General features: G+C 72.3%; 27 protein-coding genes and 2 pseudogenes. 13 read left to right on the forward strand and 16 right to left on the reverse strand.

Features of this window, described 5'->3' with window-relative positions; all coding sequences use genetic code 11:
- Positions 1-13 precede the first annotated feature (13 nt).
- Positions 14-4,795, forward strand: a complete 4,782-nt coding sequence (locus NEH16_RS13780; protein WP_265542454.1) for a CHAT domain-containing protein — start codon at positions 14-16, stop codon at positions 4,793-4,795.
- 19 nt (positions 4,796-4,814) lie between these two features.
- Here the strand turns inward: NEH16_RS13780 and NEH16_RS13785 are convergent, their stop codons facing one another.
- The 3 genes from NEH16_RS13785 to NEH16_RS13795 form a co-directional block, all read right to left on the reverse strand.
- Entirely contained in the window at positions 4,815-5,000 is a 186-nt protein-coding gene (locus NEH16_RS13785) for a hypothetical protein (protein ID WP_265542456.1), read from the reverse strand.
- The gene (locus NEH16_RS13790) at positions 4,969-5,655 is read right to left on the reverse strand and encodes a DUF6338 family protein (RefSeq protein WP_265542458.1); all 687 of its coding nucleotides are present in this window, start codon (positions 5,653-5,655) and stop codon (positions 4,969-4,971) included. The genes NEH16_RS13785 and NEH16_RS13790 overlap by 32 nt, the downstream gene beginning before the upstream one ends.
- Before the next feature lie 75 nt (positions 5,656-5,730).
- Positions 5,731-6,717: a WD40 repeat domain-containing protein gene (locus NEH16_RS13795; RefSeq protein ID WP_265542460.1), complete on the reverse strand. Its 987-nt coding sequence runs from the start codon at positions 6,715-6,717 to the stop codon at positions 5,731-5,733.
- Positions 6,718-6,775: 58 nt separating this feature from the next.
- On the opposite strand from NEH16_RS13795, the pseudogene NEH16_RS13800 reads away from it, so the two are divergent.
- The 3 genes and pseudogenes from NEH16_RS13800 (at position 6,776) to NEH16_RS13810 (ending at position 8,991) form a co-directional block, all read left to right on the forward strand.
- Positions 6,776-7,476, forward strand: a pseudogene (locus tag NEH16_RS13800) (GDSL-type esterase/lipase family protein).
- 241 nt (positions 7,477-7,717) lie between these two features.
- The gene (locus NEH16_RS13805; protein WP_265542462.1) at positions 7,718-8,158 is read left to right on the forward strand and encodes a hypothetical protein; all 441 of its coding nucleotides are present in this window, start codon (positions 7,718-7,720) and stop codon (positions 8,156-8,158) included.
- 263 nt (positions 8,159-8,421) lie between these two features.
- A complete protein-coding gene (locus tag NEH16_RS13810; RefSeq protein WP_265542464.1) occupies positions 8,422-8,991 on the forward strand; it encodes a hypothetical protein in 570 nt (189 codons plus the stop codon).
- Between the two features lie 13 nt (positions 8,992-9,004).
- Here NEH16_RS13810 and NEH16_RS13815 read toward each other — a convergent pair.
- From NEH16_RS13815 to NEH16_RS13830, 4 genes and pseudogenes are all read right to left on the reverse strand, one after another.
- Positions 9,005-9,591: pseudogene (locus NEH16_RS13815) on the reverse strand (helix-turn-helix domain-containing protein).
- A gap of 44 nt (positions 9,592-9,635) precedes the next feature.
- Positions 9,636-10,286 (reverse strand): TetR/AcrR family transcriptional regulator, encoded by a 651-nt coding sequence (locus tag NEH16_RS13820; protein ID WP_073964642.1) that lies wholly within the window; start codon positions 10,284-10,286, stop codon positions 9,636-9,638.
- Between the two features lie 96 nt (positions 10,287-10,382).
- Complete coding sequence (locus NEH16_RS13825; protein ID WP_374215694.1) at positions 10,383-11,330, reverse strand: hypothetical protein; 948 nt, start codon at positions 11,328-11,330, stop codon at positions 10,383-10,385.
- Positions 11,331-11,440: 110 nt separating this feature from the next.
- Entirely contained in the window at positions 11,441-11,866 is a 426-nt protein-coding gene (locus NEH16_RS13830) for a hypothetical protein (RefSeq protein WP_265542469.1), read from the reverse strand.
- Positions 11,867-11,983: 117 nt separating this feature from the next.
- Here NEH16_RS13830 and NEH16_RS13835 point away from each other — a divergent pair, with 117 nt between their 5' ends.
- Together NEH16_RS13835 and NEH16_RS13840 are read left to right on the forward strand one after the other, a co-directional pair.
- On the forward strand, positions 11,984-12,766 hold the full coding sequence (locus tag NEH16_RS13835; protein WP_265542472.1) for a helix-turn-helix domain-containing protein: 783 nt from the start codon (positions 11,984-11,986) through the stop codon (positions 12,764-12,766).
- Positions 12,756-12,995 carry a DUF397 domain-containing protein gene (locus tag NEH16_RS13840; protein ID WP_265542474.1) on the forward strand — a complete coding sequence of 80 codons (240 nt, stop codon included), beginning with the start codon at positions 12,756-12,758 and terminating at the stop codon, positions 12,993-12,995. The genes NEH16_RS13835 and NEH16_RS13840 overlap by 11 nt, the downstream gene beginning before the upstream one ends.
- A 7-nt stretch (positions 12,996-13,002) precedes the next feature.
- Here NEH16_RS13840 and NEH16_RS13845 read toward each other — a convergent pair whose 3' ends face one another.
- Positions 13,003-13,800 (reverse strand): carboxymuconolactone decarboxylase family protein, encoded by a 798-nt coding sequence (locus NEH16_RS13845; RefSeq protein ID WP_265542476.1) that lies wholly within the window; start codon positions 13,798-13,800, stop codon positions 13,003-13,005.
- A gap of 94 nt (positions 13,801-13,894) precedes the next feature.
- On the opposite strand from NEH16_RS13845, the gene catA reads away from it, so the two are divergent.
- The 6 genes from catA to NEH16_RS13875 all read left to right on the forward strand — a co-directional run bounded on the left by catA (position 13,895) and on the right by NEH16_RS13875 (position 17,793).
- A complete protein-coding gene (catA, locus tag NEH16_RS13850) occupies positions 13,895-14,548 on the forward strand; it encodes a type A chloramphenicol O-acetyltransferase (RefSeq protein ID WP_265542478.1) in 654 nt (217 codons plus the stop codon).
- A 134-nt stretch (positions 14,549-14,682) separates the two neighbouring features.
- The gene (locus NEH16_RS13855) at positions 14,683-14,928 is read left to right on the forward strand and encodes a hypothetical protein (RefSeq protein WP_265542480.1); all 246 of its coding nucleotides are present in this window, start codon (positions 14,683-14,685) and stop codon (positions 14,926-14,928) included.
- On the forward strand, positions 14,897-15,421 hold the full coding sequence (locus NEH16_RS13860; RefSeq protein WP_265542482.1) for a DUF6879 family protein: 525 nt from the start codon (positions 14,897-14,899) through the stop codon (positions 15,419-15,421). Before NEH16_RS13855 ends, NEH16_RS13860 begins: the two co-directional genes overlap by 32 nt.
- A 12-nt stretch (positions 15,422-15,433) precedes the next feature.
- Positions 15,434-16,285, forward strand: a complete 852-nt coding sequence (locus NEH16_RS13865) for a helix-turn-helix domain-containing protein (protein ID WP_265542483.1) — start codon at positions 15,434-15,436, stop codon at positions 16,283-16,285.
- 66 nt (positions 16,286-16,351) lie between these two features.
- On the forward strand, positions 16,352-16,807 hold the full coding sequence (locus tag NEH16_RS13870; protein WP_265542485.1) for an NUDIX domain-containing protein: 456 nt from the start codon (positions 16,352-16,354) through the stop codon (positions 16,805-16,807).
- A complete protein-coding gene (locus NEH16_RS13875) occupies positions 16,804-17,793 on the forward strand; it encodes a hypothetical protein (RefSeq protein ID WP_265542488.1) in 990 nt (329 codons plus the stop codon). Before NEH16_RS13870 ends, NEH16_RS13875 begins: the two co-directional genes overlap by 4 nt.
- A gap of 30 nt (positions 17,794-17,823) precedes the next feature.
- Here NEH16_RS13875 and NEH16_RS13880 read toward each other — a convergent pair whose 3' ends face one another.
- Positions 17,824-18,666 carry an oxidoreductase gene (locus NEH16_RS13880; protein ID WP_265542490.1) on the reverse strand — a complete coding sequence of 281 codons (843 nt, stop codon included), beginning with the start codon at positions 18,664-18,666 and terminating at the stop codon, positions 17,824-17,826.
- A 78-nt stretch (positions 18,667-18,744) separates the two neighbouring features.
- Between NEH16_RS13880 and NEH16_RS13885 the strand changes: the two genes are divergently transcribed.
- Positions 18,745-19,392 carry a DNA-binding response regulator gene (locus tag NEH16_RS13885; RefSeq protein ID WP_265542493.1) on the forward strand — a complete coding sequence of 216 codons (648 nt, stop codon included), beginning with the start codon at positions 18,745-18,747 and terminating at the stop codon, positions 19,390-19,392.
- Between the two features lie 35 nt (positions 19,393-19,427).
- Here the strand turns inward: NEH16_RS13885 and NEH16_RS13890 are convergent, their stop codons facing one another.
- The 7 genes from NEH16_RS13890 to NEH16_RS13920 form a co-directional block, all read right to left on the reverse strand.
- On the reverse strand, positions 19,428-19,778 hold the full coding sequence (locus NEH16_RS13890) for a hypothetical protein (protein WP_265542495.1): 351 nt from the start codon (positions 19,776-19,778) through the stop codon (positions 19,428-19,430).
- A 126-nt stretch (positions 19,779-19,904) separates the two neighbouring features.
- Complete coding sequence (locus NEH16_RS13895) at positions 19,905-20,294, reverse strand: VOC family protein (RefSeq protein WP_265542497.1); 390 nt, start codon at positions 20,292-20,294, stop codon at positions 19,905-19,907.
- A complete protein-coding gene (locus tag NEH16_RS13900; RefSeq protein WP_265542499.1) occupies positions 20,291-20,986 on the reverse strand; it encodes a VOC family protein in 696 nt (231 codons plus the stop codon). The genes NEH16_RS13895 and NEH16_RS13900 overlap by 4 nt, the downstream gene beginning before the upstream one ends.
- 86 nt (positions 20,987-21,072) lie before the next feature.
- Positions 21,073-22,053, reverse strand: a complete 981-nt coding sequence (locus NEH16_RS13905) for an endonuclease/exonuclease/phosphatase family protein (RefSeq protein ID WP_374215693.1) — start codon at positions 22,051-22,053, stop codon at positions 21,073-21,075.
- A gap of 2 nt (positions 22,054-22,055) precedes the next feature.
- Entirely contained in the window at positions 22,056-22,736 is a 681-nt protein-coding gene (locus tag NEH16_RS13910) for a TetR/AcrR family transcriptional regulator (RefSeq protein ID WP_265542500.1), read from the reverse strand.
- Positions 22,733-23,407 carry a DUF4166 domain-containing protein gene (locus NEH16_RS13915; RefSeq protein WP_073964658.1) on the reverse strand — a complete coding sequence of 225 codons (675 nt, stop codon included), beginning with the start codon at positions 23,405-23,407 and terminating at the stop codon, positions 22,733-22,735. Before NEH16_RS13915 ends, NEH16_RS13910 begins: the two co-directional genes overlap by 4 nt.
- Positions 23,404-24,111, reverse strand: a complete 708-nt coding sequence (locus tag NEH16_RS13920; RefSeq protein WP_265542502.1) for a hypothetical protein — start codon at positions 24,109-24,111, stop codon at positions 23,404-23,406. The genes NEH16_RS13915 and NEH16_RS13920 overlap by 4 nt, the downstream gene beginning before the upstream one ends.
- Positions 24,112-24,210: the final 99 nt, after the last annotated feature.

Genomic DNA, 24,210 nt, shown 5'->3' on the forward strand with positions numbered 1-24,210 from the left:
CGACGGGAGGGCGATGACACCGGGGACCGCCGAGAGCGCGGCGCGCCTCCTCCTCGACCTGGCCGCCCGCGCCGCGACCGACGCCCGCGCCCTGGAGTGGTTCCTCGGCGCCGAGGCCCGGGCGGCGGCCGAGGAAGTGCGCGCCGGGACCGACCTGCCCGACGGAAGCGTGTGGGCCCTCGGGGCCCTCGCCCTCGGCCACGCCGAGTGGTCCCGCTTCCTCGCCGTCCACGAGGCCGACCCGGTGGCCCTCGGCGCCGCCGTCCTCTGGTTCGCCGCGCTGGACGGCCTCGCCCCGGAACAACTGCCGCACGAGCTGCGCCCCCTCTTCGCGACGCTGGCCGGCCGACCGGACGGCGCCGCCACCGAGCCCGGCCTCGCGTACCAGGCGGCCGTCGGGATGACCGTGCTGTTCCAGCAGGGCCGCGCCCCAGGCGCCCTGCCGCTCGCCGAGACGCTGTTGCGCCACGCCGCCGCCACCGCGGGCGAGGGCAGCCTCGAACAGGGCTGCTACCTCTCCGACCTGGGGATCGTCCTCCTCTACGCGACCCAGGCCGGCTCCGGACCGCAGGCACTCGCCGCCGCCGACGAGGCGTCCCGCGCCGCCGTCCGCTGCGCCCCGGGCCCCCGCGACGAGCAGGCCCGCCGGCACGGCAACCTCGGCCACGTCCTCCGGCACCGGGCCGAGGCGACCGGCGACCCGGACGCCGTCCGGGAAGCGGTCACCGCGCTGCGGACGGCGGCGGAACTCACCACCTGGAACAACCCGCACCGCCCGCAGATCGGCGCCACCCTCGGCTCGGCCCTGTGCGCGGCGGCCAGGGTCCTGGACGACCCCGCGCTCCGCCAGGAGGGCGTCACCCGGCTGCGCGAAGCCCTCGCCGAGCCCGACGCCCCGCTGCCCTCCCGCGCCTCGTTCCTCTCCGACCTGGGCGTCGCCCTCGTCCAGGGCTCCCCGCGGGACCGCGCGGCGTACGAGGAGGGCATCGCCGCCTGCCGCGAGGCGGCCGAAGCCGCGCCCAGCCCCTACGAACGCACCGTGTACCTCACCAACCTCGGCCTCCTCCTCGGCGGCCACGCCGTCAACACCGAGGACCCGCAGGTCCTGGAGGACGCGTACGCCGTCGCCCGGGAGGCCCTGGCCGGCGCACCGGACGGGCACCCCGTCCGCGCCCAGGCGCACTGGGTCCTCTCCCGGGTCCTGGAGGCCCGGTACGAGGCGTCGGGCAGCCCGCGCGACCTGGCGGACGCCGTCGCCCACGCCCTGCCCGGGATGGCGGGCATGCCGCCCGGCGACCTGGTCCGGCGCGTGCTGCACGCCGTCGAACTGGCCGACCTGGTGACCAAGCGGGCCCTCCGGCAGTCCCGGACCACCGTCCCGGAGAGCGACCCGGCCGACGTGCGCGCCCCGGCCGCCCTGATCCGCGCCCTGGCCGGGGACCTGCCGCCCCGCTCCCCCGAGCGCGCCCGGGTCCTGGCGGCGCTCGGGCGCTGCCTCCGCCTGTCCCGCGACCCGGCCGACGTGGACGAGGCCGTCGACCGCTTCCGCGAGGCGCTGGCCCTGCCCTCCCCCGAGGACGGCTTCGAGGCCGCCACCCGCTTCGCCCTCGGCGCGGCGCTGGCCCACCACGCGGGGGCGGACGAACAGGCGTGGCGGGCGGGCGCCGACGAGATGCGCGGGGCGCTCGCGCTGCTCCCGCCCGGCGGCCAGGCGTACTGGGACTGCCACGCGGAGTTCACGAACATCCTCACCGCACGGGCCGACGAGACGACCGGCGTCGAGCTGTACGAGGAGGTGCTGCGCCTCCTCCGCGAGCAGCTGGCCCACGCCCCGCTCACGCGCACCGAGCACTCCGTCTTCCGGTCGAACACCGGCCTGGTCCAGCTGAAGACCGCGCTGCGCACCGGCCGCCCCGAACTGCTCACCGAGGCGGTGGCGTCCCACCGCGACGGCGTCGCCCGGTCCTCACCGGACGACCTGCTCCACGCCCACCAGCTCCTCTGCTTCGGTGAGGCCCTGCTCGCCCGCGCCGAGTTCTGCTCGGACACCGCCGCGCTGCGGGAGGGCATCGAGGTCCTGCGCCGGGCGGTGGCCGCCTCCGACGAGGACAACTACGGCGGGCCCGCCTCCCGCACCGCGCTCGGAGACGCCCTGCGCAACCTCGCCCGGCTCGCCGCCGACCCCGCCCCGCTGGAGGAGTCCGTCCGCTGGCACCGCGAAGCCCTGGTGATGGTCCCGGGCCCGCCCGACCCCGTGGCCCTGCTCGGCCTCGCGAACAGCCTCGCCGCGCTCCACCGCTACACCCGGGACCCCCGCCAGGCCGACGAGGCGGTGTTCCAGTTCCGGGCCGCCCTGCGCGCGCTGGGCCCGTCGACGGCCGAGGCGCGCGGCTCGATCCTGTCCGGCCTGGGGGGCCTCCAGTGGCGGCTGGCCCGCCACACCGGCGACGAAGCCCTGATGGACACCGCCGTCGAGACCCTGCGCGAGGCCGTGTCCTGCGCCCCCCGCGCCCGGATCGCCATGGCGCTCACCAACCTGGGCGGCGCGCTCATGGACCGGGGCCGCCGCACCGGGAACCGGGCCTGGATGGCGGAGGCCGTGGCGGTGCTGCGGCGGGCGCTCGACCGGAGCCTGCCCGCGGCCATGGAGCGCACGCTCCACCTGAACAACCTCGCCGAGGCACTGCGCCAGTGGGACGGCCTCACCGGCGGAACCGCGGGCGCCGCGGAGGCGATCGCCCTGCTGCGCGAGGCGATGGCCGTGGAGAACGGCGACCGGGAGGGCGGCGAGTGGGCCGCGATGAACCTCGCGGACCTGCTGACCGGCCTCGCCGGGGCGAACGGCGACGCCGGCCTCGCCGACGAGGCCCGCCGACTGCTGGAGTACGCCCTGGACCGGCTCGGCGAGAGCCACCCCTCACGCTTCTTCGCGCTCCAGAAGCTCACGATGGCCTGCCACATGAGCGTCCGCCTCGCCGACGACCCGTCCGGCCCGGCCGCCCGCGAGGCGTGGACGCGCGCGGCCGACGCCGCCCGCGCATCCCTCACCGGCCTGGCCGAGGACGACCCGAACCACGCCCTCTCCGCGGTCCTGCTGGCCATGGCGCAGCTCAGCCGCCACGCCCTGGGCGAGCCCGTCGACCTGGCGGAGGCCCTGCGCCTCGCCCGCGACGGCGCCCGCAGTCCGGTCGCGCACCGCGTGGCCCGGGTCGAGGCCGGCCGCGTCTGGGGCCTGGCCGCGCTGCGGGCGGGCGACCGCGCCGAGGCGCTGGAGGGGTACGCGTACGCCGTGGGGCTGCTGCCCGGCATCGCCCCGCGCGGCCTCGCCCGCGTCGACCAGGAGGCCCGCCTCGGCGGCACCGACGGCCTGGCGAGCGACGCCGCCGCGCTGGCCCTCGAAGCGGGCGCCCCGGAACGCGCGCTCGCCCTGCTCGAACAGGGCCGGGGCGTGCTGCTGGGCCAGGGCCTGGAGAACCGTGCCGACGTGTCCCGGCTGCACGCCCTCGACCCCGCCCGCGCCGCCGAGTTCGAGCGCGTCCGCGACGAGTTGAGCGCCCCGCCCGCGCTCGCCCCGTCCCCGGACGGGCCGCCCGGTGCGGGCGAGAGCGCCGAGGCCCGCCATGCCCTGGCCCGCCGCTGGGACCGACTCCTCGCGGAGGTCCGGGAGCTGCCGGGCCTCGCGGACTTCCTGCGCCCGCCGTCCGTGCCGGAGCTGCTTTCGGCGGCCGAGGGCGGCCCGGTCGTGGTCGTGAACGTCAGCACCTACCGCTGCGACGCCCTGGTCGTGACCTCCACCGGGATCGACGTGGTCCCGCTGCCCGGCCTCACCCGGGACACCGTCGCCGGGTGGGCAGCGGAGTACATCGACGGCGTCGACACGGCGTACGGCGCACGCGGCAAGGACGAGGCCGTCGCCATGATGCGCACCCTGTCCGGCACGCTCGGCCGGCTCTGGGACACGGTCGCGGAGCCCGTGCTCGGCCACCTCGGCCTCGACGCCCAACCGGCCGCCGGGGAGCCCTGGCCCCGGCTGTGGTGGTGCCCGACCGGCCTGCTGTCCTTCCTGCCGCTGCACGCGGCCGGGCGCGGCGGGCCGGACTCCGGCACCTGGGTCATGGACCGTGCCGTCTCCTCGTACACCCCCACCCTGCGCGCCCTGGCCCGCGCCCGCGCCGGACTCACCGCCGGGGCCCGGGGCACCCGGCCCGCGCCGCTGGTCGTGGCCCTGGCCGAGACGCCGGGGGCCGCGCCGCTGCCCGGGGTCGCGCGCGAGGCGGAGGTGCTGGCGGAGCTGTTCCCGGGCGGGCGGCTGCTGTCCGGGCCGGACGCGACGGTGGACGCGGTCGGCGGGGCGCTCGAAGCGCACCCGTGGGTCCACTTCAGCTGCCACGGGGTCAGCGAGCTGCTGACCCCGTCCCGGAGCGGCCTCGTCCTGTACGACGGCCGCCTCACCGTCTCCGACGCGGCCGCCCGCCGCCCGGCGGCACCGGAGCTGGCCGTGCTCTCCGCCTGCTCCGCGTCCCGGGGCGGCACCCGGCTCTCCGACGAGGCGGTCCAGCTGGCCGCGGCCTTCCAGCTCGCCGGGTACCCGCATGTGATCGGCACGCTGTGGCCGGTCGCGGACAAGCTGGCGACCCGGGTGACCGAGGCGTTCTACGGGGCCCTCGCGAAGGACGTCTCCGGCGGCCGCCCCATCGACCCGGCCGCCGCCCTGCACGCCCCGGTCCGGGCCCTGCGCGACCGCTACACGGCCGCCCCGCACCTCTGGGCGGCGCACATCCACACGGGGCCGTAGGAGCGGGCCGTGAGCCCCCTCACTCCTCGTCCGGCTCGCCGTCCTGCTCCACCGGCCCGCTCATCACCGACCCCGAGGGCCCCTGCGGCAGTTCGTCCGGCTCGACCATGAGGCGGGTGGGCCGGTACGTCTTGGTGGAGGAGAACTCCTCCACCCATTCCGCGAGTTCGTCGTCACTGCCCGGCTCCGGTTCCCGTTCGCTCACCCTCGTCCGCTCCTCTCACCACCGGCCGCCGCCGCTCGGGCGGCAGCAGCACCTCCAGTACGTCGATCTCCTCCGCGCGCACGTACACGCCCCCGGTACCGGGCACCCGGCCGACGAAGCTGCCGTCCGGCGCCATCCGGTACTGGGCCTCCAGATAGAGGTCCCCGCTGTGCGGATACGCCGAGGCGGCGGACCGCGTGCCCAGCCAACCCCCCACCCACAGCCCGCTCTTGAGCCGTACGCGTACGAAGCAGGAGCCGCGCCCCCGGAACAGCGCGTCCCAGGCGGTCGGCGTCGGCTCGTACCGCGCCCGCGCGTCCCGCCGCCGCCAGGCCGCCTCCGCCCAGGCGAGCGCGGCCGGTACGACGACGATCAGCAGCAGCGCGGCGAGACCCGCCTGCCGGGGCTGCCGGGCCACACCCGCGAGGGGCCCCTCGCCGTCGCCCAGGAGCAGCCGCAGCAGCCAGGGCCCGGCGGCCACCACGTACACGATGTCCAGCAGGGCACCGGCGGCGATCGCGCGGACGAGGCGGTTCTGCGGCTCCTGCTCGGCGGCGAGCGGGCCGCGCAGGCGCTCCCGGACGGCCTGGTGGAAGACGCCGGGCAGCACGAGGATCAGCAGGATGGTCAGCTGCTGCGCCGTTCCCGGGACCATGGTGGTGCCGCACCCCCGTGCCGTGTACGTGCCCGAACCCTGCCGTCCCAGGATGGCGCACCGGGCGCCCCCGCGTCAGGAGTTCCGGCGCCGCCTGCCCAGGAACAGCACGAGGGCGAACGCGGCGAGCACGATGCCGCCGGTCAGCGTCGTGCCCTTCACCGGCAACCCGTCCCCGCCGTCCGCCGTGTCCTTCGTCCCCCCGGCCCGGTGCGTGGCGCCGCCGCCCCCGTCCCCGGTCTTCTTCAGGTCCACCCGTACGACACTGCTCCGCTCGCCCTCGGAGCCGTACATCAGGGCGGAGCCGTCCGCCGTGTACGTCACGGACTCGGACTGCGGGAGCAGCGGCGACTCGACGTCGTAGTCCTTGCCGAGGCGGCCGTTCGCGAAGGTGTAGCCGCGGGCGCTGAAGTAGGAGCGCAGGACCAGCTCCTTGCCGTCCGGGGAGAACGCGCCGTCGGTCACCCAGGGCACTTCCCCGACCCGCCGGAAGATGTTGTCGCCGCCGGTGGTGAGCTTCGCGGGCCCCTCGTAGAGGCCGCCGCCCTCCTCGTTCTTGGACGCGATGTAGACGCGCCCGGTCTTGGGGTGGACCATCAGCGCCTCCGCGTTGCGCGGCCCGTCGGCGTACTTCACGTCGAACTGGGTGGCCCGGACGGTCGCGTCCTGGAGCGTCTTCGGCTCGGGGAAGCGGTAGATCCAGACGTGGTCCCAGCTGCCGTTGAGGTTGTCGCCGATGTCCCCGACGTAGACGTTCCCGTCCGGCCCGATCGAGATCGCCTCGACGTCTCGGGGGGCGCCGACGCCCTTCATGGTGATCGTCGCGACGGTCTTGCCCGTACGCGAATCGACCGCGAAGACGTACGGACCGTCGTCGCTGTCGTTGTGCGTCCAGTAGATCCCCGGGTGCAGGCGGCTCGCGGCGAGGCCGCTGGACTCGGTGATCCGGGGGTCCTCGATGGTGAAGCTCCGGTCGGCCCCGTCGTCGGCGTGGGCGGGGGCTGCGGCGAGGGCGAGGAGGACGGCGGCGCCCAGCGAGGACGTCAGTCGGTACGAACGCATGGCACAAGTGTCCATCGTCACGTACCGGCGCGTAGCCCGGATCGGCCATGATGACGCCATGCGTTTCATGTGTGTCGGCGATTCCATGACCATCGGGCGCGCCGGCGACTTCACATGGCGCTACCGCATGTGGCAGCACCTGGAGGCGGCACCGGACGGCCCCCACGAGCTGGTGGGCCCGCGCACGACCCTGTACGACGCGGAAACGAACACCGCTTCCTCCTCCGCGTACGCCGCCGCCGACTTCCCGCCCGCCGCCCGCCGCCACCTCGCGGGCTGGGGCGAGGGCTGGCTCCACATGGCCCCGCTGATAGCGGACGCGGTGACCGCACACCGCCCGGACGTCCTGCTGGTCTCCCTCGGCCTGATAGACCTCGGCTTCTACACGGACAGCGCCCGGACGGCGGAGAACGCCGCCGCGTTCCTGTCATCGGCCCGCGAGGCGAACCCGCACATCCGCGTGGTGCTGCTCCCGGTGATCCCGAACATCCGCGCGGAGACGGACGCGCCGTTCGCGGCGGAGTGCGCACACTTCAACACCCTCCTGGCCAAGGCAGTCGCCGACCTGGACACCCCGGGCTCCCCCCTCCTCCTGGCCTCCCACCCCCGGCGTACGACATCCACACCTCCACGTACGACGGCACCCACCCCAACCCCACAGGCGAACACCACCTCGCAGCGGCCTTCGCGAACGCGCTGCACGAGGCATGGGAGCTGGGCGCCCGCTACGCGGGGGCGGCCACCTCAGGCACCTGCTGAGCCCTCACGGCGGGAAACCCCGCCGACCCCTGGTCCTGCGACGGCTCCGCCTCGTTCGTGTGAAGATCACGACGGCGCGAATACCGTGGAACACGGCGTGACGATGGCGCCGATCGATCCGCTGGTGGCGGTGGAAAGAATGGACTAGTAGTCGACAAGAGTTTCGGCAGGACTCCAAATGTCAAGAAGTTCCCGATGTAAAGGCCAAGACCACCAGTCTTTGCAAGACCACCGGGAAGGGATGAGCAACGTGTCCGCTTTCGACGGCGACGATCCCGATCGGCTGGCAGGCGAGAGGTTTCGGCGGTGGAGTGAGCGCTACGCCGAGGAAGAGCCCCTGCTGCCGAGCCCGGGATGGTGGCCATGGCCGCTCCAGGAGGTCGTTCACAGGGATGGCGACCCCGATACGGGCATGGTCGCCGTGGACCTGCTGCCGCAGCATGATCGGGTGGATCCGGAGGCGGTCCTGGTGCGGCAACCCCGTGACGAGCCACCCTTCGACTACGGCTGGCCCGGGGCCGCTTGGCATCCGGAGGACGATCCCGAACTGATCGTGCGAGCGCAGCAATGGGACGACGGCCCCTGGCGCTGGATTCTCTTCGTACGGGGCGACCCGCTCCCGGCCGAGGCGCTGAGGCGTGTGCAGGACACCATCGAGTGGCGGCCCGCCTGGGCGCTTTGACGGGCTGGCCGGATCGATCGACTCACGCTCGGACACGTCGTTGCGAGCCGTGCTTGGAGGACCCGCTCACGCGGTTGCTGCTGGACCAGGCGTCTCACCTCGCTGCGCGACACTCGCCGTACGACCGAGCCGACGTTCCTGGCCGCCCCGGTGACGTCCACTGTGCCCAGCTCCACTGCTCGCCCTCATCAACGCCTTGATCCCGACAAACCGTGATGTCCTCATCTAGGTTTTGTCGACCGGGGGTTGATGGAGGGGGCGGCATGGAGGAGCTGCGGGGCGGCTACAAGGTGCTCTTCTGGGTGGCGTTGGGGCTGTGCGGGGTCGATCTCCTGTGTATGGCCTCGACCTGGCTGCCCGGCGGGCACAGCGCGCCGGAGTGGCTCGTGACGGGCTTGTTCCTCTCGGTGTTCCCGGCCCTCGCGGTCGCGATCGTCTGCGGCCTCGTCAGCGGGGCCGCGACCCAGCTGATGGGCTCTCGCAATGCCGGGCAGCTCGGCAGTTACGTCCGGCTGCTGCCATACGCCCTGAAGCTCGCCTACGCGGGCGTCATCTGCCTGGTCGCGCTCGGCTTCGCGACCGGTGCCGGTACGGCCGAGGACGCGGAAGCAGACGCGTCGGGCTACTACTACACCTACTGGGACAAGACCGCGGACCCTCAGCAAAGCGTCCGGGTCGAGCTCACCGAGCCCGAGTACTACGAGGCGCTGAAGGCGGATCTCCGGATCTCCAGCGCCACGTCGGCCGTGCTCCACGCGGCCGGCAGCTTCCTCGTCCTCGCCTCCGCGTCGGCGACCGCAGGCCGCGCCCGGACGGCTCCGGAGCTCCCGTGACACGGCGGCCCCGTCACCCCGACGGCTTCGCCCGTACGTGCATCCGTTCGCCCTGGGGTCCGAACAGGCTCAGGAACTCCACCGGGTCCGGCCCCGCCGCCCCCACCAGTGCGGGGTGTGGGTGTCGAACTCGGCCGCCTCGCCCGCTGTCAGGACCAGGTCGTGGTCGCCCAGGACCAGTCGGAGCCGGCCGGAGAGGACGTACAGCCACTCGTAGCCCTCGTGGACCCGTTGCTCGACCGGGCCGGTCGGGCCCGTCGCGCCCGGCATGACCTGCTTGTACGCGTTCACGCCGCCCAGATGCCGGGTCAGCGGGACAAAGGTCATCCCGTGGCGCTTGAAGGGGCGGAACGTCACCCGAGGGTCCCCCGTGTCCGGCGCGCCGACCAGTTCGTCGAGCTGGACGCCGTACGCCTTCGCCAGGGGCAGCAGCAGCTCAAGGGTCGGTTTGCGGCCGCCCGACTCCAGGCGGGAGAGCGTGCTCAGCGAGATGCCCGTCGTCTCGCTGAGCTGCGTCAGCGTCGTCCCGCGCTCGGTCCGCAGCGCCCGCAGCCGGGGGCCGACGCCCGTCAGGACGGCGGCCAGGTCCTCGTCACCCATCGGATCTGCCATGGTTCCATTTGCCGACCCGGCAACGCACCTTGTCAAACGGGGTCGCCCTCCGCCGGGCCGATCATCGCCATCGACAGCCGCGTGAACTCACTGGTCAGCCACGACGGCGGCACCTGCCGGGGCCGCCGCCCGTGGTGCGCCAGCAGCTCGTCCACCGACCGCGTCAGCACCTTCACCACGACCGCGAGGTCACCGTCCACCCCGTGCCCCCGCGTCCGGGCCCGCTCCGACTCCGCCGTCAGGAACTCCACCCACACCGAGCGCCACATCGTGAGGTGCTCCTCCATCGCCCGGCTCACGCCCAGCACCTCCACGAAGGCCACCCGCGCCGCCTGCGGGTCCCGCGTCACGGCCCGGACATACGCGTCGAAGAGCCTGCGGACCCGCTCCTCGGTCGGACACGTCTCCATGCCCTCCGCCGCCAGCTCCGCCTGCGCGGCCTGCATCCCGGCCATCGCGACCTCGTCGTACAGGTCGGTCAGCAGCGCCTCGCGCGAGGCGAACTCGCGGTGGAAGTCCCGGACCTCCACCTGCGCCTCCGCACACAGGTCCTCGACGGACGTGTGCGCGTAGCCGTACACCGCGAACAACGTCCGCCCGGCCGCCATGAGTTGCGCACGCACCCGCGCGGGGTCGCGCACCGCTCGTACGCCGTCCCAAAGCTCCACCACGGTATCCACCACGGGTCCTCCTCAGTCCGTACCGGCCCCCGAGCCACCACTGTCCCCGCCCCGCCGCATCCACGGCAAAGACCGCCACACCACGAACGGACGTGCGCCTCAGTGCGCTGCGGCGTCCTCTTCCAGGATCGTCGCGACCCTTTCCCGCCAGGGCTGACGCCGTGGCGGGTACTTCGCGAAGTGCGCCTCCTCGGCCGCCTGCTGGGCGCACGGGCCGCACAGCGTCTCGTCCGCCCTGGGCCGGAACACATGCTCCGGCCCGTCCCCCTCGCACGTCACCGGCCGCCTCACCGTCGCCACCGGCGCGATCGGCGCGGGTGCCTCCGGCAGCTTGTGCACGAGGCGGTGGCGTACGAAGCCGTAGGCCGACCGCACGCCCTCCGCCGGGAGGGCGTTCACCAGCGCCTGCCGCAGCTCCGCCGCCTTCACGCCCCGCCGCAGCCAGTCCGCCGCCGTCCCGGAGAGGCTGCGCGCCTCGCGTACGCCGAGGTGCAGTTGCGGGTTCGCGTGCCGCAGCGAGAGCAACACACGTTCCGCCTGGACCACTTCCGGGTCGGCCTCCGCGACCGGCTCCGACGATGCGGCCGCAGGCGCTTCGGTGGGTGGGTGGGGGGTGTTCTTCTCCCGTTCTTCCTCAACCTCTGGTTGGGGACCACCGACCGACCGAGTGCCCGCCTGACCGCCCGCCGGTGACCGATCAGCCGGTTTGGCCTGCGCCTTCGCGCCCCTGAGCCTCCGCGCCTCCTCGTCCGTGAGCGGCACGTTGGAGAACAGCTGATCAGTCATCCACAGCCCGCCTTGGCCCTGCCGACGCCACTCATGGACGTAACCGGCCTCCTTCAGCTGGGACTTGGCCCGCTGATACGCCCGGCCCTTGATGCCCAGCCTCTTCGCGTGATCGCTCAGCGCTTCGCTCGCGCAGGACTCGGGCAAACCCTGCACATACATGATCAGAACCTTGGCGTCACTGCTCAGATTCGGATGACGTACGACATCGTGCGCGGCCTTCACATAGGCACGGGAGGGCGAGATAGCATGCCAGAGCATCTTCGGTGGACCTCGTGAATCCATCAGTGGGTGAAGGCCCCCGGACCGGGTGTTGGTAGCGCCCCCGGGGGCCGCCCCGTGCGCGATGCGCACGGAGCGTAACGACGCGATCACCGTACAGCAGAAATTCCGTCCGACACCACCTTGGCTACCAGCTCGAACAGAAGTGCTGTATCCACGAACGGATCCTCGGCCGTCGGCTCCGAACGCCAGTCCAGCGGGTACGTCAGCCCGCCGAGCGCGGGCACGCCCACGAAGTCCGAGCCCCTGCGCACGAGCGCATCCGCACCCGCCGGCCAGCGGTACGCACGCGCCGTGCCGGGCTCGACCAGGAAGTACATGCTCCGCGCCCCGATCCGCGAGCGGATGATCGGACCGGCCTGGAAATCCGTGAACTGCATGATCTCGTACGCGACTTGCTCTCCGAGCGCGCCGGAGATCCGAACCGCGTCGAAGTGAATGCCGGCGTGACGCAGGGCGTGACCGCTGGCGGGGATCCAGTTGGGCACCGGGTTCGGTGAATTTTTCTGTTCCATACGGTAAGCGTCGGCGTCCGCACTTAACGTGACCAGGGACACAGGACGTCTGTGCACTCTTGTGAACTTGGAGGTGGGGCTGTGCACTCCAGTAGTACTGGCGACGGGACCGCTGAGATGTTCGGTGCGCTATTACGGCACTACCGCGAGCTGGCCACCCTGTCCCAGGAGGCGTTGGGGCTCAGGATCGGCTTCTCCAAGTCGCAGGTGGCGATGGTGGAGCGGGGCCACAGGCCGCCGAAGGGGAACTTCGTCCCGAAGTCGGACTCGGCGACGGGGGCGAACGGTGCGCTGATCGCTGCGGCGTTGAAGCTGAAGTTCAGCCACCTGGCCACCTGGTTCGGCCCGTTCGCCGAAGAGGAAGCCAAAGCCACGATGAGGCACGAGTACGAGTGCCACGTCGTGCCCGGGCTCCTCCAGACGGAGGATCACGCCCGAGCCATGTTTCGCGGGGCCTGCCCGCCCATCGAGGACGACGAGATCGAAGGCAGGGTCGCCGCTCGCCTCGCGCGGCAGGCCCTGCTGACCCGCAGGCCGCTGCCGGATATCAGCTTCGTCCTGGAAGTAAGCGCGCTCACACGTCCCATCGGCGGACGGGATGTGCACCGCGCACAGCTTCAGCACATCCTCGAGGTGAGTCAGCTGCGGCATGTGCACATTCAAGTGATGTCGCCACATAGGGAGACGCACGTCGGTCTGAGTGGCCCCTTCGTCCTCCTGGAGACCGAAGACCGGCGGCGACTGGCGTACCTGGAGGTGCAAAGCCGGAACTTCCTCGTAAGCGAACAACAGCACTTGGCAGACTTGTTCGCTACGTATGGCATGCTGCGAGCCCAGGCTCTTAGCCCTGAAGAGTCGCGCGAGTTGATCAAGCAGATGGTGAAGGACTATGAGCACTGACCTTGAGTGGTTCAAGAGCAGCTACAGCGGCCCGGACAGCGGCAACTGCATCGAGGTCGCACTCTCCTGGTCCAAGTCCAGCTACAGCGGCCAGAACGGCGGCGACTGCGTCGAGGTCGCCACCTGCCCCCACACCGTCCACATCCGCGACTCCAAGGACACCACCGTCCCCGCGCTCGCCGTCTCCCCCGCCGCCTGGGACACGTTCATCCGGCACACCACCGCGTAACGCGGCGCTACGCGCCGTCCCGCGCCGCGAACACCTCACGCGCGGCCGTGAGGCCGTTGAGCGCGGCCGGGAAACCGGCGTAACCGGCCATCTGCGTAATGACCTCCACGGCCTCCTCCCGCGTGCCGCCCACGTTGAGCAGGCCGTGGAGGTGTACGCGGAGCTGCGGGCCGACCGTGCCGAGGGCGGTGCAGAGGGCGACGGTGACGAGTTCGCGGGTCGGGAGGTCGAGGCCCGTACGGGAGTACACGTCGCCGAAGGAGAATTCGAGCACGTAGCGGGCGAGGTCGGGCGCGATGTCCTTGAGGGAGTCGATGACCTGCTGCCCGGCGTGGCCGTCGATATCGGCGAGGGCCTGCTGACCGCGTACGAAGCGGTCGCCGCCCGGGGCGTCGGTGGCGGGGACGAACGGGCCGTCGTCGGGGCGGGACTCGAAGACCTCGCGGGCGGCGGTGAGGCCGTTGAGGGCGGCGGGGAATCCGGCGTAGACGCAGACGTGGATCAGCACCTCCACGATCTCCTGGCGCGTACAGCCGACGTTGAGCGCGCCGCCGATGTGGAAGCGGAGCTGCGGCGCGGCGTTGCCCATCGCGGCGAGGGCGGCGACGGTGCTCAACTGGCGCTGGCGGCGGGTGAGTCCGGGGCGGGTGTAGATGTCCCCGAAGCCGAACTCCACGATGTAGCGGCCCATGTGGGGGGCGATGTCGGCGAGGCCGTCGAGGACGGCGTCCTGGGCTCCGTTCGCGACCTCGCTGAGGGCCGCGTAACCACGCTCGTACCGGTCGTTCTGCTGTTCGGTGCTCATGGGGAGGACGGTAGGAGTTGGAGTGCACTCCAACGCAAGCGCGCCCCGCGAAAACGGGTGGGGCGGGGGCGCGGGCGGCTGCGATGATGCCCGGATGGACGTGCCGACCCCGATCGATCCGGACACCTGGCCGCGCCGGGAGCACTTCGCACATTACCGGCGCCGGGTGCCGTGCACGTACTCGATGACGGTGGAGGTGGACGTCACGGCGTTCACGGCCGCGCTGCGGCGGTCGCCGCGCAAGTCGTACGTGGCGCAGGTGTGGGCGCTGGCGACGGTGGTGAACCGGCACGAGGAATTCCGGCTCTGCCTGACGGAGTCGGGGGACCCGGCGGTGTGGCCGGTGGTGCACCCGGCGTTCACGGTGTTCAACGCGGAACGGGAGACGTTCGCGTGCGTGTGGGCGCCGTACGACGCGGATTTCGGCGCCTTCCACGACGCGGCGGCCCCGCTGCTGGCGGAGCACGCGGGCGCGACGTCGTTCTTCCCCCAGGGCCCGCCCCCGCCGAACGCCTTCGACGTATCGAGCCTCCCGTGGCGCGCCTTCACCGGCTTCAACCTCAACATCCGCGACCCCTACGACCACTTGGCCCCGATCTTCACGCTGGGCCGCTACGTGTCGCGCGGCGACCGCGTCCTCCTCCCCCTGGCGGTGCAGGTACACCACGCGGCAGCGGACGGCTTCCACACGGCGCGGCTGATCAACGACCTGGAAGCCCTGCTCGCGAATCCGGCGGACTGGCTGTAGGGCGCGGCGGCGTTGCGATGCCCCCGTTCGGGTGAACAAATCCAGCCGCCCAAGAACAGGCGCCCTTGACGCTGCCCAGTCGGCGGACGACGCTCATGCAACAGGACGCAACCGAGTAGCTGGGGGTCGACGTCATGGCTTTACTGCTCTTCGGCAAGGACCCGAACACCAACGGCGACAACTGCCCGACCGTGTGGGTGGACGACGTGTCGGCCGATCTCGTGGTGCAGGGCTGGAAGGCGGACGAGGGCACGGAAGCGGAATGCCTGGCGGTCGGGCAGATCCCCGACTCCGAAGCGGTGATCCGTATCCCCGCGCGCATGGTGCCGCTGATCAGGAAGGCGTGTGATGAGGCCGAGCAGCGTTCCGCCGTTCAGTGAGCTGATCGGGGAGTGCCGTCGTTCGGCCGTCCATCTCGAACTCCGGGACACCTACGAGGGATACGACGACGGCGGACGGTTCGCCGAGTGGAAGCGGGAGGGCGGGATCACGCCCGCCTTCGAGGAGGACTTCCGGGCGTGGACCGGCCTGGTACGCGAGACCGTGGCCCGTGGCGTCGAGATGCGGCGCGTCCGGGTCGTGTCCGTACCGGTCAGCGAGTACATCCGCTTCGAGTACGAGGCGACGCACCTGAACGAGGAGGCCGGCGAACAGGTGCGCTGGTTGCCACGCACCGAGGCCGCCACCCTGCTCGTGCCGGGCGCCGACCTGTGGATCTTCGATGACCGGGCGATCCGCTTCGGGCACTTCACCGGGGACGGTGCACTGGTCCGCAACGAGATGTGCCACGACGCCTCGGTGATCGAGAAGTTCAGCGAGGCGTTCGAGACCATCTGGAAACGCGCGACCCCGCACGACCTGTTCACGGCCTGACCCAGCCCGCTCATGCCCCGGTACCAGTCATCCAGCGTCGAAGGCGCCCGCAAGGCTGTCGCGGCACGACTCCGCGAAGTGCGGTTGGACGGTGGCCTGAAGGGGCATGAGCTGGCAGCCCGCTGTGGCTGGCACAAGTCCAAGACCTCACGGATCGAGAGCGCCCGCACGCCTCCGTCCGACGCCGACATCCGCGCGTGGTGTGCCGCCTGTGGTGCCGACGGCGAGGCGGACGACATCGTGGCGGCCTCCCGTACGGCCGATTCCATGTACCTGGAATGGAAGCGGCTCCAGCGCACCGGACTGCGGCGCCTGCAAGAGGCACGCATGCCGCTGTACGAGCGCACCAAGCTGCATCGGGGCTACGCCTCGCACGTCGTGCCCGGACTCTTCCAGACACCCGCCTACGCCGCAGCGCTGCTGTCGTCCGTGAGCCGATTCCACGGCACGCCCGACGACACGGAAGCGGCCGTCGACGCGCGCATGGCTCGCGCCCGTGTGCTGCACCAGGGAAGCCACCGCTTCGCGCTGCTCATCGAGGAGGCGGTCCTGCGGTACCAGGTGGGCGACGCCGAAGCGATGGCGGGCCAGCTTGGCCACCTGCTGTCGGTCATGTCTCTGCCTGCCGTCTCCGTGGGCGTCATCCCGTTTTCCGCCCAAGGCCGCGGCATGTGGACTCTCGAGACCTTCGACGTCTTCGATGATCAGCGCGTACATGTGGAACTGCTGACGGCTCAGGTCACCCTGACCGCACCGAGTGAGGTCGGCATGTACATCAAGGCTTGGACGGACCTGCGCGGCATCGCCGTCTACGGGGCGAGTGCCCGCTCGCTCGTGGCAGATGCCCTCGGGGCACTGGGCTGAAATCGGCGTGCAACTACGTAGAACCTGCTCGGTGACAGGGCTGCGGACGCTCTAGCGTTGCGGTCCATGAAACAGATCGTTGCCCGCGCGTGGAAGCTGATGCGCGGCCCGCTGCAATGGCGTGTCCTGTGGTTCGCACACGCCAAGTTCATGGTCGGCGTCACCGGTGTCGTGCGCAACGAGGCCGGGGAAGTCCTGCTCCTGAAGCACCGCATGTGGCCGGCCGACCGGCCCTGGGGCCTTCCGACCGGGTACGCCGTCAAGGGCGAGGAGTTCCCGATGACGGTGGTGCGTGAAGTCCGGGAGGAGACCGGCCTCGTCGTGGTGCCGGGTCGGCTCGTCCAGGTGACCAGCGGCTACAGGCTCCGCGTGGAGATCGCGTACGAGGCTCTGCACGTCGGAGGAACGCTCAAGATCGACAGCTTCGAGATCCTGGAGGCGCAGTGGTTCAGCCCGGACACGCTCCCGGAAGGGTTGCAGGAGTCCCACGTCCAGCTCATCAAGTCGGCGCCCACGCCTTGACGGCGCTCGCCCCGAACGAGTCCGTCGCCGGAGCGGGCACCTTGGCGTCCCTCTCCGCCATGCGCGCCGACACGTCCTCGCTCACGGCGAAACACCCCGATCACATGTTCCACCCGCTCTCGGACATCCTCGGCCGATGGGCCGCCGAGGGGATGGACACGTCGCCCTTCCACGCGGGTGTGGCCGAAGCCGGGCGCCGGTATGCGGGCTTCGGACTGTCGAAGATGCTGCCGCTCGACCGCGTGCTGGTCGGCTGCGAGTCCTCTCGCCCTGGGGCCTACGGCGGTTTCCACCACCCCGACCAGGGCTACCGGCACCTCCAGATGGTCGCCGTCGTCACCATGCAGGGCTCCATGGAGCGGCGGATTCCCGAGCAGCCCTCGCTCGCGTTGATCGACCTGCTGCGCGCGTACGCCCATGACTGCCTCCACTACGGCTCGCGTCGCCGGTACGTGGACGCGGCCGGGGTGCCCGTCCGCACCCAGTACGGGATCAACTACCGCCGCGTTTCGGGCCAGTCGTACTCTGTCATCGATGAACGCGGGAGTCGCCACACACGCAATCTCGGGATCGTCATGGAGGGCGCGTGCGACAAGGAGGCGCGCTCCATAGCCCGGGGTGCCGCCAAGCGCTGCGGCATCCCGGCGCCCCGCGACGTCCTCGGCGCGCTGGCCTTCCGGGACGCGACGGGCACGCTCACCGAGGACGACCGCCACCGAGCGGTGACCGTCCCGGACAGCACCGAGCGGACGCGATACGCCGCAGCGCTCCGGAACTACGAAACGGGCGTGAACCGCCGGTACGCACACTTCCTCGGGGAGTTCGCCCCCGGTGAGGAGGACGAGTGCCACAGGCGCCTGCTCACTGCCATCATCAGCGGCAACACGACGGGCCTCTGCGCCTGGCTCGACGACCGCCACGGCCCCGGCACGTTCGCGGGCCTGTTCCGCACACCGGGCTACTTCGAGCCCGACCTGACCGCGTAGGGGAGGGTCCGGACGGCCCTGACCCGGGCGTCAGCCCCGTAGCTCCGCCACGTCCTCCTCGGTGAGGACCAGGTCGCGGGCCGCCATGTTCTCCTCCAGGTGGGCGAGGTTTCCCGTGCCGGGGATGGCGAGCAGGGTCGGGGACGTGGCCAGGAGGAGGGCGAGCTGGACCTGGGCCGTTGTGGCGTTCAGGCGGGTCGCGACCTTTTCCAGGCGGGTCGTGTCCAGGGGGGTGAGGCCGCCGCCGAGGAGGAAGAACGGGACGTACGCGATGCCCGCGGCCTCGCACTCCGCGAGGAGGGCCAGGTCGTCCGCATACGGGTTCTGGACGCAGACCACGGGGGCGATGGCGCGGGCCTCCGCGAGCTGGGCGGCGTCGATGTTGCTGACGCCGAGGTGGCGGATCAGGCCCTCTTCGCGGAGGGCGGCCAGGACGGTGAAGCGTTCGGCGACGGACTCGCCGCCGGGGCCGCTCATGCCGCCCACCCGGAGGTTGACGACGTCGAGCCGGTCGACGCCGAGGGCGGTCAGGTCCGCCTCGACCAGGGCGCGGAGCTGGTCGGGGGTCGCCTGGGCGCTCGGGTGGCCGTCCGGGCCGGGCAGGGGGCCGACCTTCGTCGCGATGACCAGGTCGTCGGGGTAGGGGGCGAGCGCCTCCCGGATCAGGTCGTTGGCGCGGACGTCGCCCCGGGCGTAGAACGCGGCGGTGTCGATGTGGTTCACGCCCAGCTCGATGGCGCGGCGGAGCACCGCGATGCCGTTCTCCGGGGTACGGGTGGGGCCGTCGAACGTGCTCATGGGCAGGCGCATCGCGCCGAAGCCGAGACGGTTGACGGTGAGGTCGCCGCCGAGGGCGAACGTGGTGGTCGTCATGGATTCATGCTCTCCGGAGGGCCGGGCACGGCCCAGCGCGTGGCAGGTTGCTGCCAGCCGTACTGCCAGACTGGCGGTATGCGGAACGAACAGATCTTCTCGGTCCACGGCGACGCGGAGCTGCTGACACGCGCCGGACACCTCCTCGAATCCGCCCGCACCGAGTTCCTGTGCGCCGCCCGTACGCTGACGACCTGGCCTCGGCCGGAGACCTGGACGACCCCGGGCCCCGATTTCACGACCCGCAAACTGCTCACCCCGGCGGCCCTGGCGGACGAGGCGACCCGCGAGCACCTGCGGCTGGTGTTGGACGGCGGCGCCCAGGTCCGCATCACCGACGCGGAGCTGCCGCACGAGACGATCATCATCGACCGCCGCGTCATGATCCTGGCCGGCCGCGAGGCGCCCACGGGTCGCGAATTCTCGGTCACCACCGCGAAGACCATGATCGACGGGGTGCATTCGCTGTTCGACGCGATGTGGGACCGGTCGGCGGACTACGACGCGTACCTCGCCACGGACACCCCGCAGCTGACCCCGGACGCCCGCCGCATCCTGGAGGCCCTGAGCACCGGCCGCACCGACGACTCGGCCGCCCGCCACCTCGGCCTCTCCCTCCGCACGTACCGCCGCCGCGTGGCGGACCTGATGGTGACGTTGCAGGCGGCGTCCCGCTTCCAGGCGGGGCTGCGGGCGGGCGAGATGAGGCTGCCGGGGACGCGCTGACCCCGGGGCGCCGGGTGGCACCCCGGGGGCGTGGATCAGGAGAGGCAGCCGCCGGACGTGGGGCCCAGCGAGGTGACCGTGTGCGGGAGCGTGACGGTCTCGCCGGGGCGCACGGAGAGGTTGTACTCCGCGTCGACGCAGTACAGCTTCGACGTGTCGTTCGAGATGGTGGTGACCTCGGTGGGCCGCAGGAACGTGTAGTCGTCCCCGTCGGCGACGTACACCGTCGGCGTGTAGATGTCGTTCGTGGTCATGCAGACGTACCCGTCGATGTGGCACGGGGTGGCGTCGGCCTGCGCCGCGGTCGCCGCGCCCGAGCCGAAGGCGGTGAGCCCGGCCAGGGTGGCGCCGACCATGACTCCGCGCCAGGCGTTGTGTCGCAACATGGTGCAATTCCTCTGCGTTCAGGCGCAGTTCGTAACCGCGCGCTCCTAACTTCGCTGTCCCGCGCAAGGGTTGGCGCGAAACAGCCGGCCACCGGAAGCTAGGTGCGCGCCGTTACAGGGGCGTTACTACGGCGCCAGCGTGCGTACGACGCAGAACTCGTTGCCCTCCGGGTCCGCCAGGACCACCCAGCTGCGGCCCTCGCCCTGGCCCACGTCCACCCGGGTGGCGCCCAGGGCGAGGAGGCGGGTGACCTCGGCCTCCGTGGAGCGGTCGATCGGGCTCACGTCCAGGTGGAGGCGGTTCTTGACCGCCTTGGTGTCCGGGACCCGGTGGAAATACAGCGTCGGCGCCATCTGGCGGGCCCGGATGTCCTCTGCCGTCGGGTCCCAGGAGCTGATCTCGACCATGTCCTTCCCGCGGTCGAGCACCGTGAAGTCCAGGACCTCGCACCAGAAGGCCGCCAGGCGCTCCGGGTCGTGGCAGTCGATGCTCAACTCGGTGAACCTGCTGGTCATTCCGCAGCCTTCCGTAGCGTGAATTCGTTGCCGTCCGGGTCCAGGAAGACGCCATTCGGTCCGCGCCGCGCGCCCAGCTCGACGAGGCGGGCGGTCTCCGCCTCCCCGTCCACGTCCGGCGGGAGCGTCAGCTCGAAGTACAGGCGGTTCACGTCCGGCTTCTCGTTGACCGGCGGGCCGCCCCAGGTGATCTTCGTGCCGCCCTCCGGGGACTGGATCGCCGTCTCCTCGTCCTGGTCCCAGACCAGCGGCCAGCCCAGGGCCTCGCTCCAGAAGTAGCCGACCGCCTGGGTGCCGTCGCAGGCGACCGCGCCGATCACCCCGGTGTCCGCGAGGAACGTGTTGCCCGCCTCGATCACACAGAACTCGTTGCCGTCCGGGTCGGCGAGGACGACGTGGCCCTCCTCCGGGGTCTGGCCGATGTCGATGTGCCGGCCGCCGAGTTCCAGCGCGCGGGCGACCGTGTCCCGCTGGGCCTCCGGGGTCGCGCTCGTCAGGTCGAAGTGCGCCTGGTTCTGCCGGGTCTTGGGCGCCTGGCTCTCGGTGAAGCGGAGCGCGTAACCCTTGCCGTCGGGGGGAAGGGCGACCGTGCCGTCGCCGGACAGCTCCCAGTTCAGGAGCCCGGCCCAGAAGCGGGCGAGGTTCGGCGGGTCGGTGGCGTGGAAGCCGATCGCTGAAAGGTGGGGCGTCATGTGCCTTACGTCTCCGATTCGTTGGCGTGCGCCCGCGCATACTAAGTACGGCGTACGGGAAGGGCATCCCGTTTTCGGGGGCGCCCTCAGTCCAGCGTCACCCGCGCCGTCACCGGCAGGTGATCGCTCCCCGTCGCCGGGAGCGTGCGGACCCGGCCCACCGTCGCCTCCCTCGCCATCACCTGGTCGATCCTCGCCAGCGGGAAGGACGCCGGGAAGCTGAACGCGAACCCGCGCTTCGGGACGTTCAGTCGGGACGTCAGGGGGGCGATCCCCCGGTCGTCCACCGTGGCGTTGAAGTCGCCGAGCACGATTACCGGGCCCGTGGTCTCCGCGTCGAGCGCCCGCCCCAGCAGCCGGGCGCTCTCGTCGCGGCGGGCGGTGCCGAGGCCGCCCGCGCCGAGCCGGAAGGACGGCAGGTGCGCCACGTACACCGCGACCTCGCCGTGCGGGGTGCGGGCGACCGCGCGCAGGCCCCGGCTCCACGGCCCCTCGATGGACTCCGGCTTGATGTCCACCGCCCGGGTGCCGGTGAGGGGGTGCCGCGACCAGATCCCGACCGTGCCCCGGACCTCGTGGAACGGGTAGCGCGCCGCGAGTCCGGTCTCGTACGCGGGCAACGCCTCCGGGACCAGCTCCTCCAGGGCGATCAGGTCGGCGCCCCGGGCCGCCAGCGCGCGGGCGGTGCCCGCCGGGTCGTCGTTCACGTCGCTGACGTTGTGCTGCACGACGACCAGGTCACGCGGGCCCGGGTCCGCCGCCGGGAGCAGCAGCCCGCCGAACGCGTACGCCCACGCCGCCACCGGCAGCACCACGGCCACCAGCGCTAGTGCCGACCGGCGCAGCACGGCGAGGGTCAGCAGCGGCACGACGGCGAGCCCGAGCCAGGGCAGGAACGATTCCAGCAGGCTGCCGAGGCGGCCGGGGGTGTTGGGGACGAGGCCGGGGACGAGGAGGAGGAGCGCGGTCAGGGCGGAGAGGGCGGCGAGGACCCTGCCGCGCCGCCAGGGGCCGGGGCGGGCGGCCCCCTCGTGTACGCGCCACCTCGCAGCGCGCCTCCCCAGCACGCTCACGCCCGCCCCCGGCTCCCCGACCTGCGCAGCCGGGACCGCACCGCCCGCTGCGCCACCGGGCCCAGGCCCTCCAGCGCGGCGGCCAGCGCGGCCAGTTGGTCCAGGGAGGCCAGGGCGCGTTCGGCCCCGGCCGGGTCGACGCCCTCGTACAGTTCGAGGCCGACGAACGCCGCCGAGGCCGCCTTCGCCAGGCCCGTCACGTCCACGAACTCGGCGAGCGGTGAACCCGCCAGGACGCGGGCGAGGACCCGCTCGATCTCGTCGGTCCAGAGGGTGAGGCCCGCCGCCGTGGCCGCCGCGAGGCGCGGTTGCGTCTGGCCTCCGGCGAGCAGCTGGCCCAGGACGGCGACCTGGCCGCCCGCGCGCTCGGAGGCGTTCAGCTCGCGGGCCACGGCGAGGAGTTCGCCCAGGGAGCGGACCGCGTCCAGGCGTTCCCGGTAGGCGGCGAGGCGTTGCTCGGCGCCGTAACGGCAGGCGGCGGCGAGAAGGTCGTCGACGGTGCCGAAGTGGTAGAAGACGAGGGCCTGGTTGACCCCGGCGGTCGCGGCGATGCTCCGCGCGGACGTCTTCGCGATGCCCTGCTCGGTGAGCGTGGCGAGGGCCCCGGCGAGGAGCTTGGTACGGGTGTCCTCGGCGGCGGACGACCGCGCGGCCCTGCTCCGGGGTTCCCCGCTCATGCCCGTACCTCCTCGCGTACCGGACGCAGATCCTGCCGTATCCCGTGCGCCGGTGCGTACTCCGCCGTGAACGAGCCCTCGTAGCCGAAGAGGGGGCCGAAGCGGCGGTTGGTGACGCGGACCTGGATGCGGAAGCGGCCCGCCGCCTCGTCGTACGACTCGCGGACGACCGCGTCGCCCCCGATCAGATGCGGGACCCGGACGTCCACCGGGCCCTCCCGGAAGCGGTGTTCGCCGGAGCGGATGACGAGGGCGCCCGCGCTGTCCACGGTGAGGTGCAGGTCGGTCGCGAGGTGCTGGTGCGTACCCAGGTAGTCGACCACGCAACCGCGTTCCGGGCTGTGGACCATCGTCGCGTCGAAGCGCCGGGGCCCGTCCGGGAAGGCGAACGTCCGCACGAAGGTGACCGTTTCGCGGCCGAAGGAGTCCGTGAAGGGCACGTTCTCGATGGTGAAGGGGATGTCGCGCCCGGCGCGCGGGAGCAGGATGTTGCGCGTGCCGCCCAGGGCGAGGAACGGCCGCACCCACGGACCGCCGTGCCAGACGCGGTCCATGACCCCGCGCCCCGTACAGGACTCGCCGCTGTCCAGGCCGACGGAGAAGCGGCGCCGGATGCGGGGGTGGAGGCGGTCGAAGTCGGCCCCCAGGGCCTGCCGGAAGATCGAGTTCACGGGCGCTCCAAGCGGTCGAGCAGGACGGGCGGGGCGGCGACGGAGGCGGCGGGGCCGCGCTCCGGCGGGCGGCGCAGGCAGCGGCGGGCCGCCGGGGTGCCGGGCAGCGGCGGCAGCAGGAGGGCGGCGACGAGCACCGGTACGGCGGCGGGCAGCGCGATCCAGGCCGCCACGGCCACGACGAGCAGCCGGACCGCCACCTCCCCCAGGGCCCGCCCCAGCGCCCGCTCCGGGGTGATCCCGCGCTCGCACCACAGCCGCAGCCGGTCGAACGACCAGGCGGTCGCCCAGCCCATCAGCGGCCGGAAGAGGAGGCGGTCCACGAGCCGGCCCCAGCGCGGCGCGTAGTCGTACCCGGTGAGAAAGCGGAGGCCGCCCTCCGCGCAGGGCACGTAACGCCAGTAGCCCCGGCCCTCGGTGAGGAACGACAGCGGATGCCCGCAGGCGAACCGGAGCGCCGAGGTCCGCGTCCCGTCCGGGCGGTGGCGCTCACCGGCGGAGATCCCGGTGCCGGAGACGAAGAACCCGGGCAGCACCCGTACGCCGTACGTGAACCGCTGCGGCTCCCCTTCCGCGCTTGGCAGATACGCGATCCGCGTGAACCGCAGATCCCAGCGCTGGTGCTGGGCCGGATCCTGCGTGCGTTCCCAGACCAGGTCCAGGTCAACCCCGATCTCCGTCTCGATGTACAGACCTGCGCCCACGATCCCCCGCCCCCTCGATTGAGCAGTCGCTCAAATCGCAACGGTGCAGACAGTAGGGCAATTTGAGCGACTGCTCAAGTGGCGGTACGGGTGGCCGCC

The sequence above is a fragment of the Streptomyces drozdowiczii genome (assembly GCF_026167665.1).
In the GTDB taxonomy this organism is placed as follows: Bacteria; Actinomycetota; Actinomycetes; order Streptomycetales; family Streptomycetaceae; genus Streptomyces; species Streptomyces drozdowiczii_A.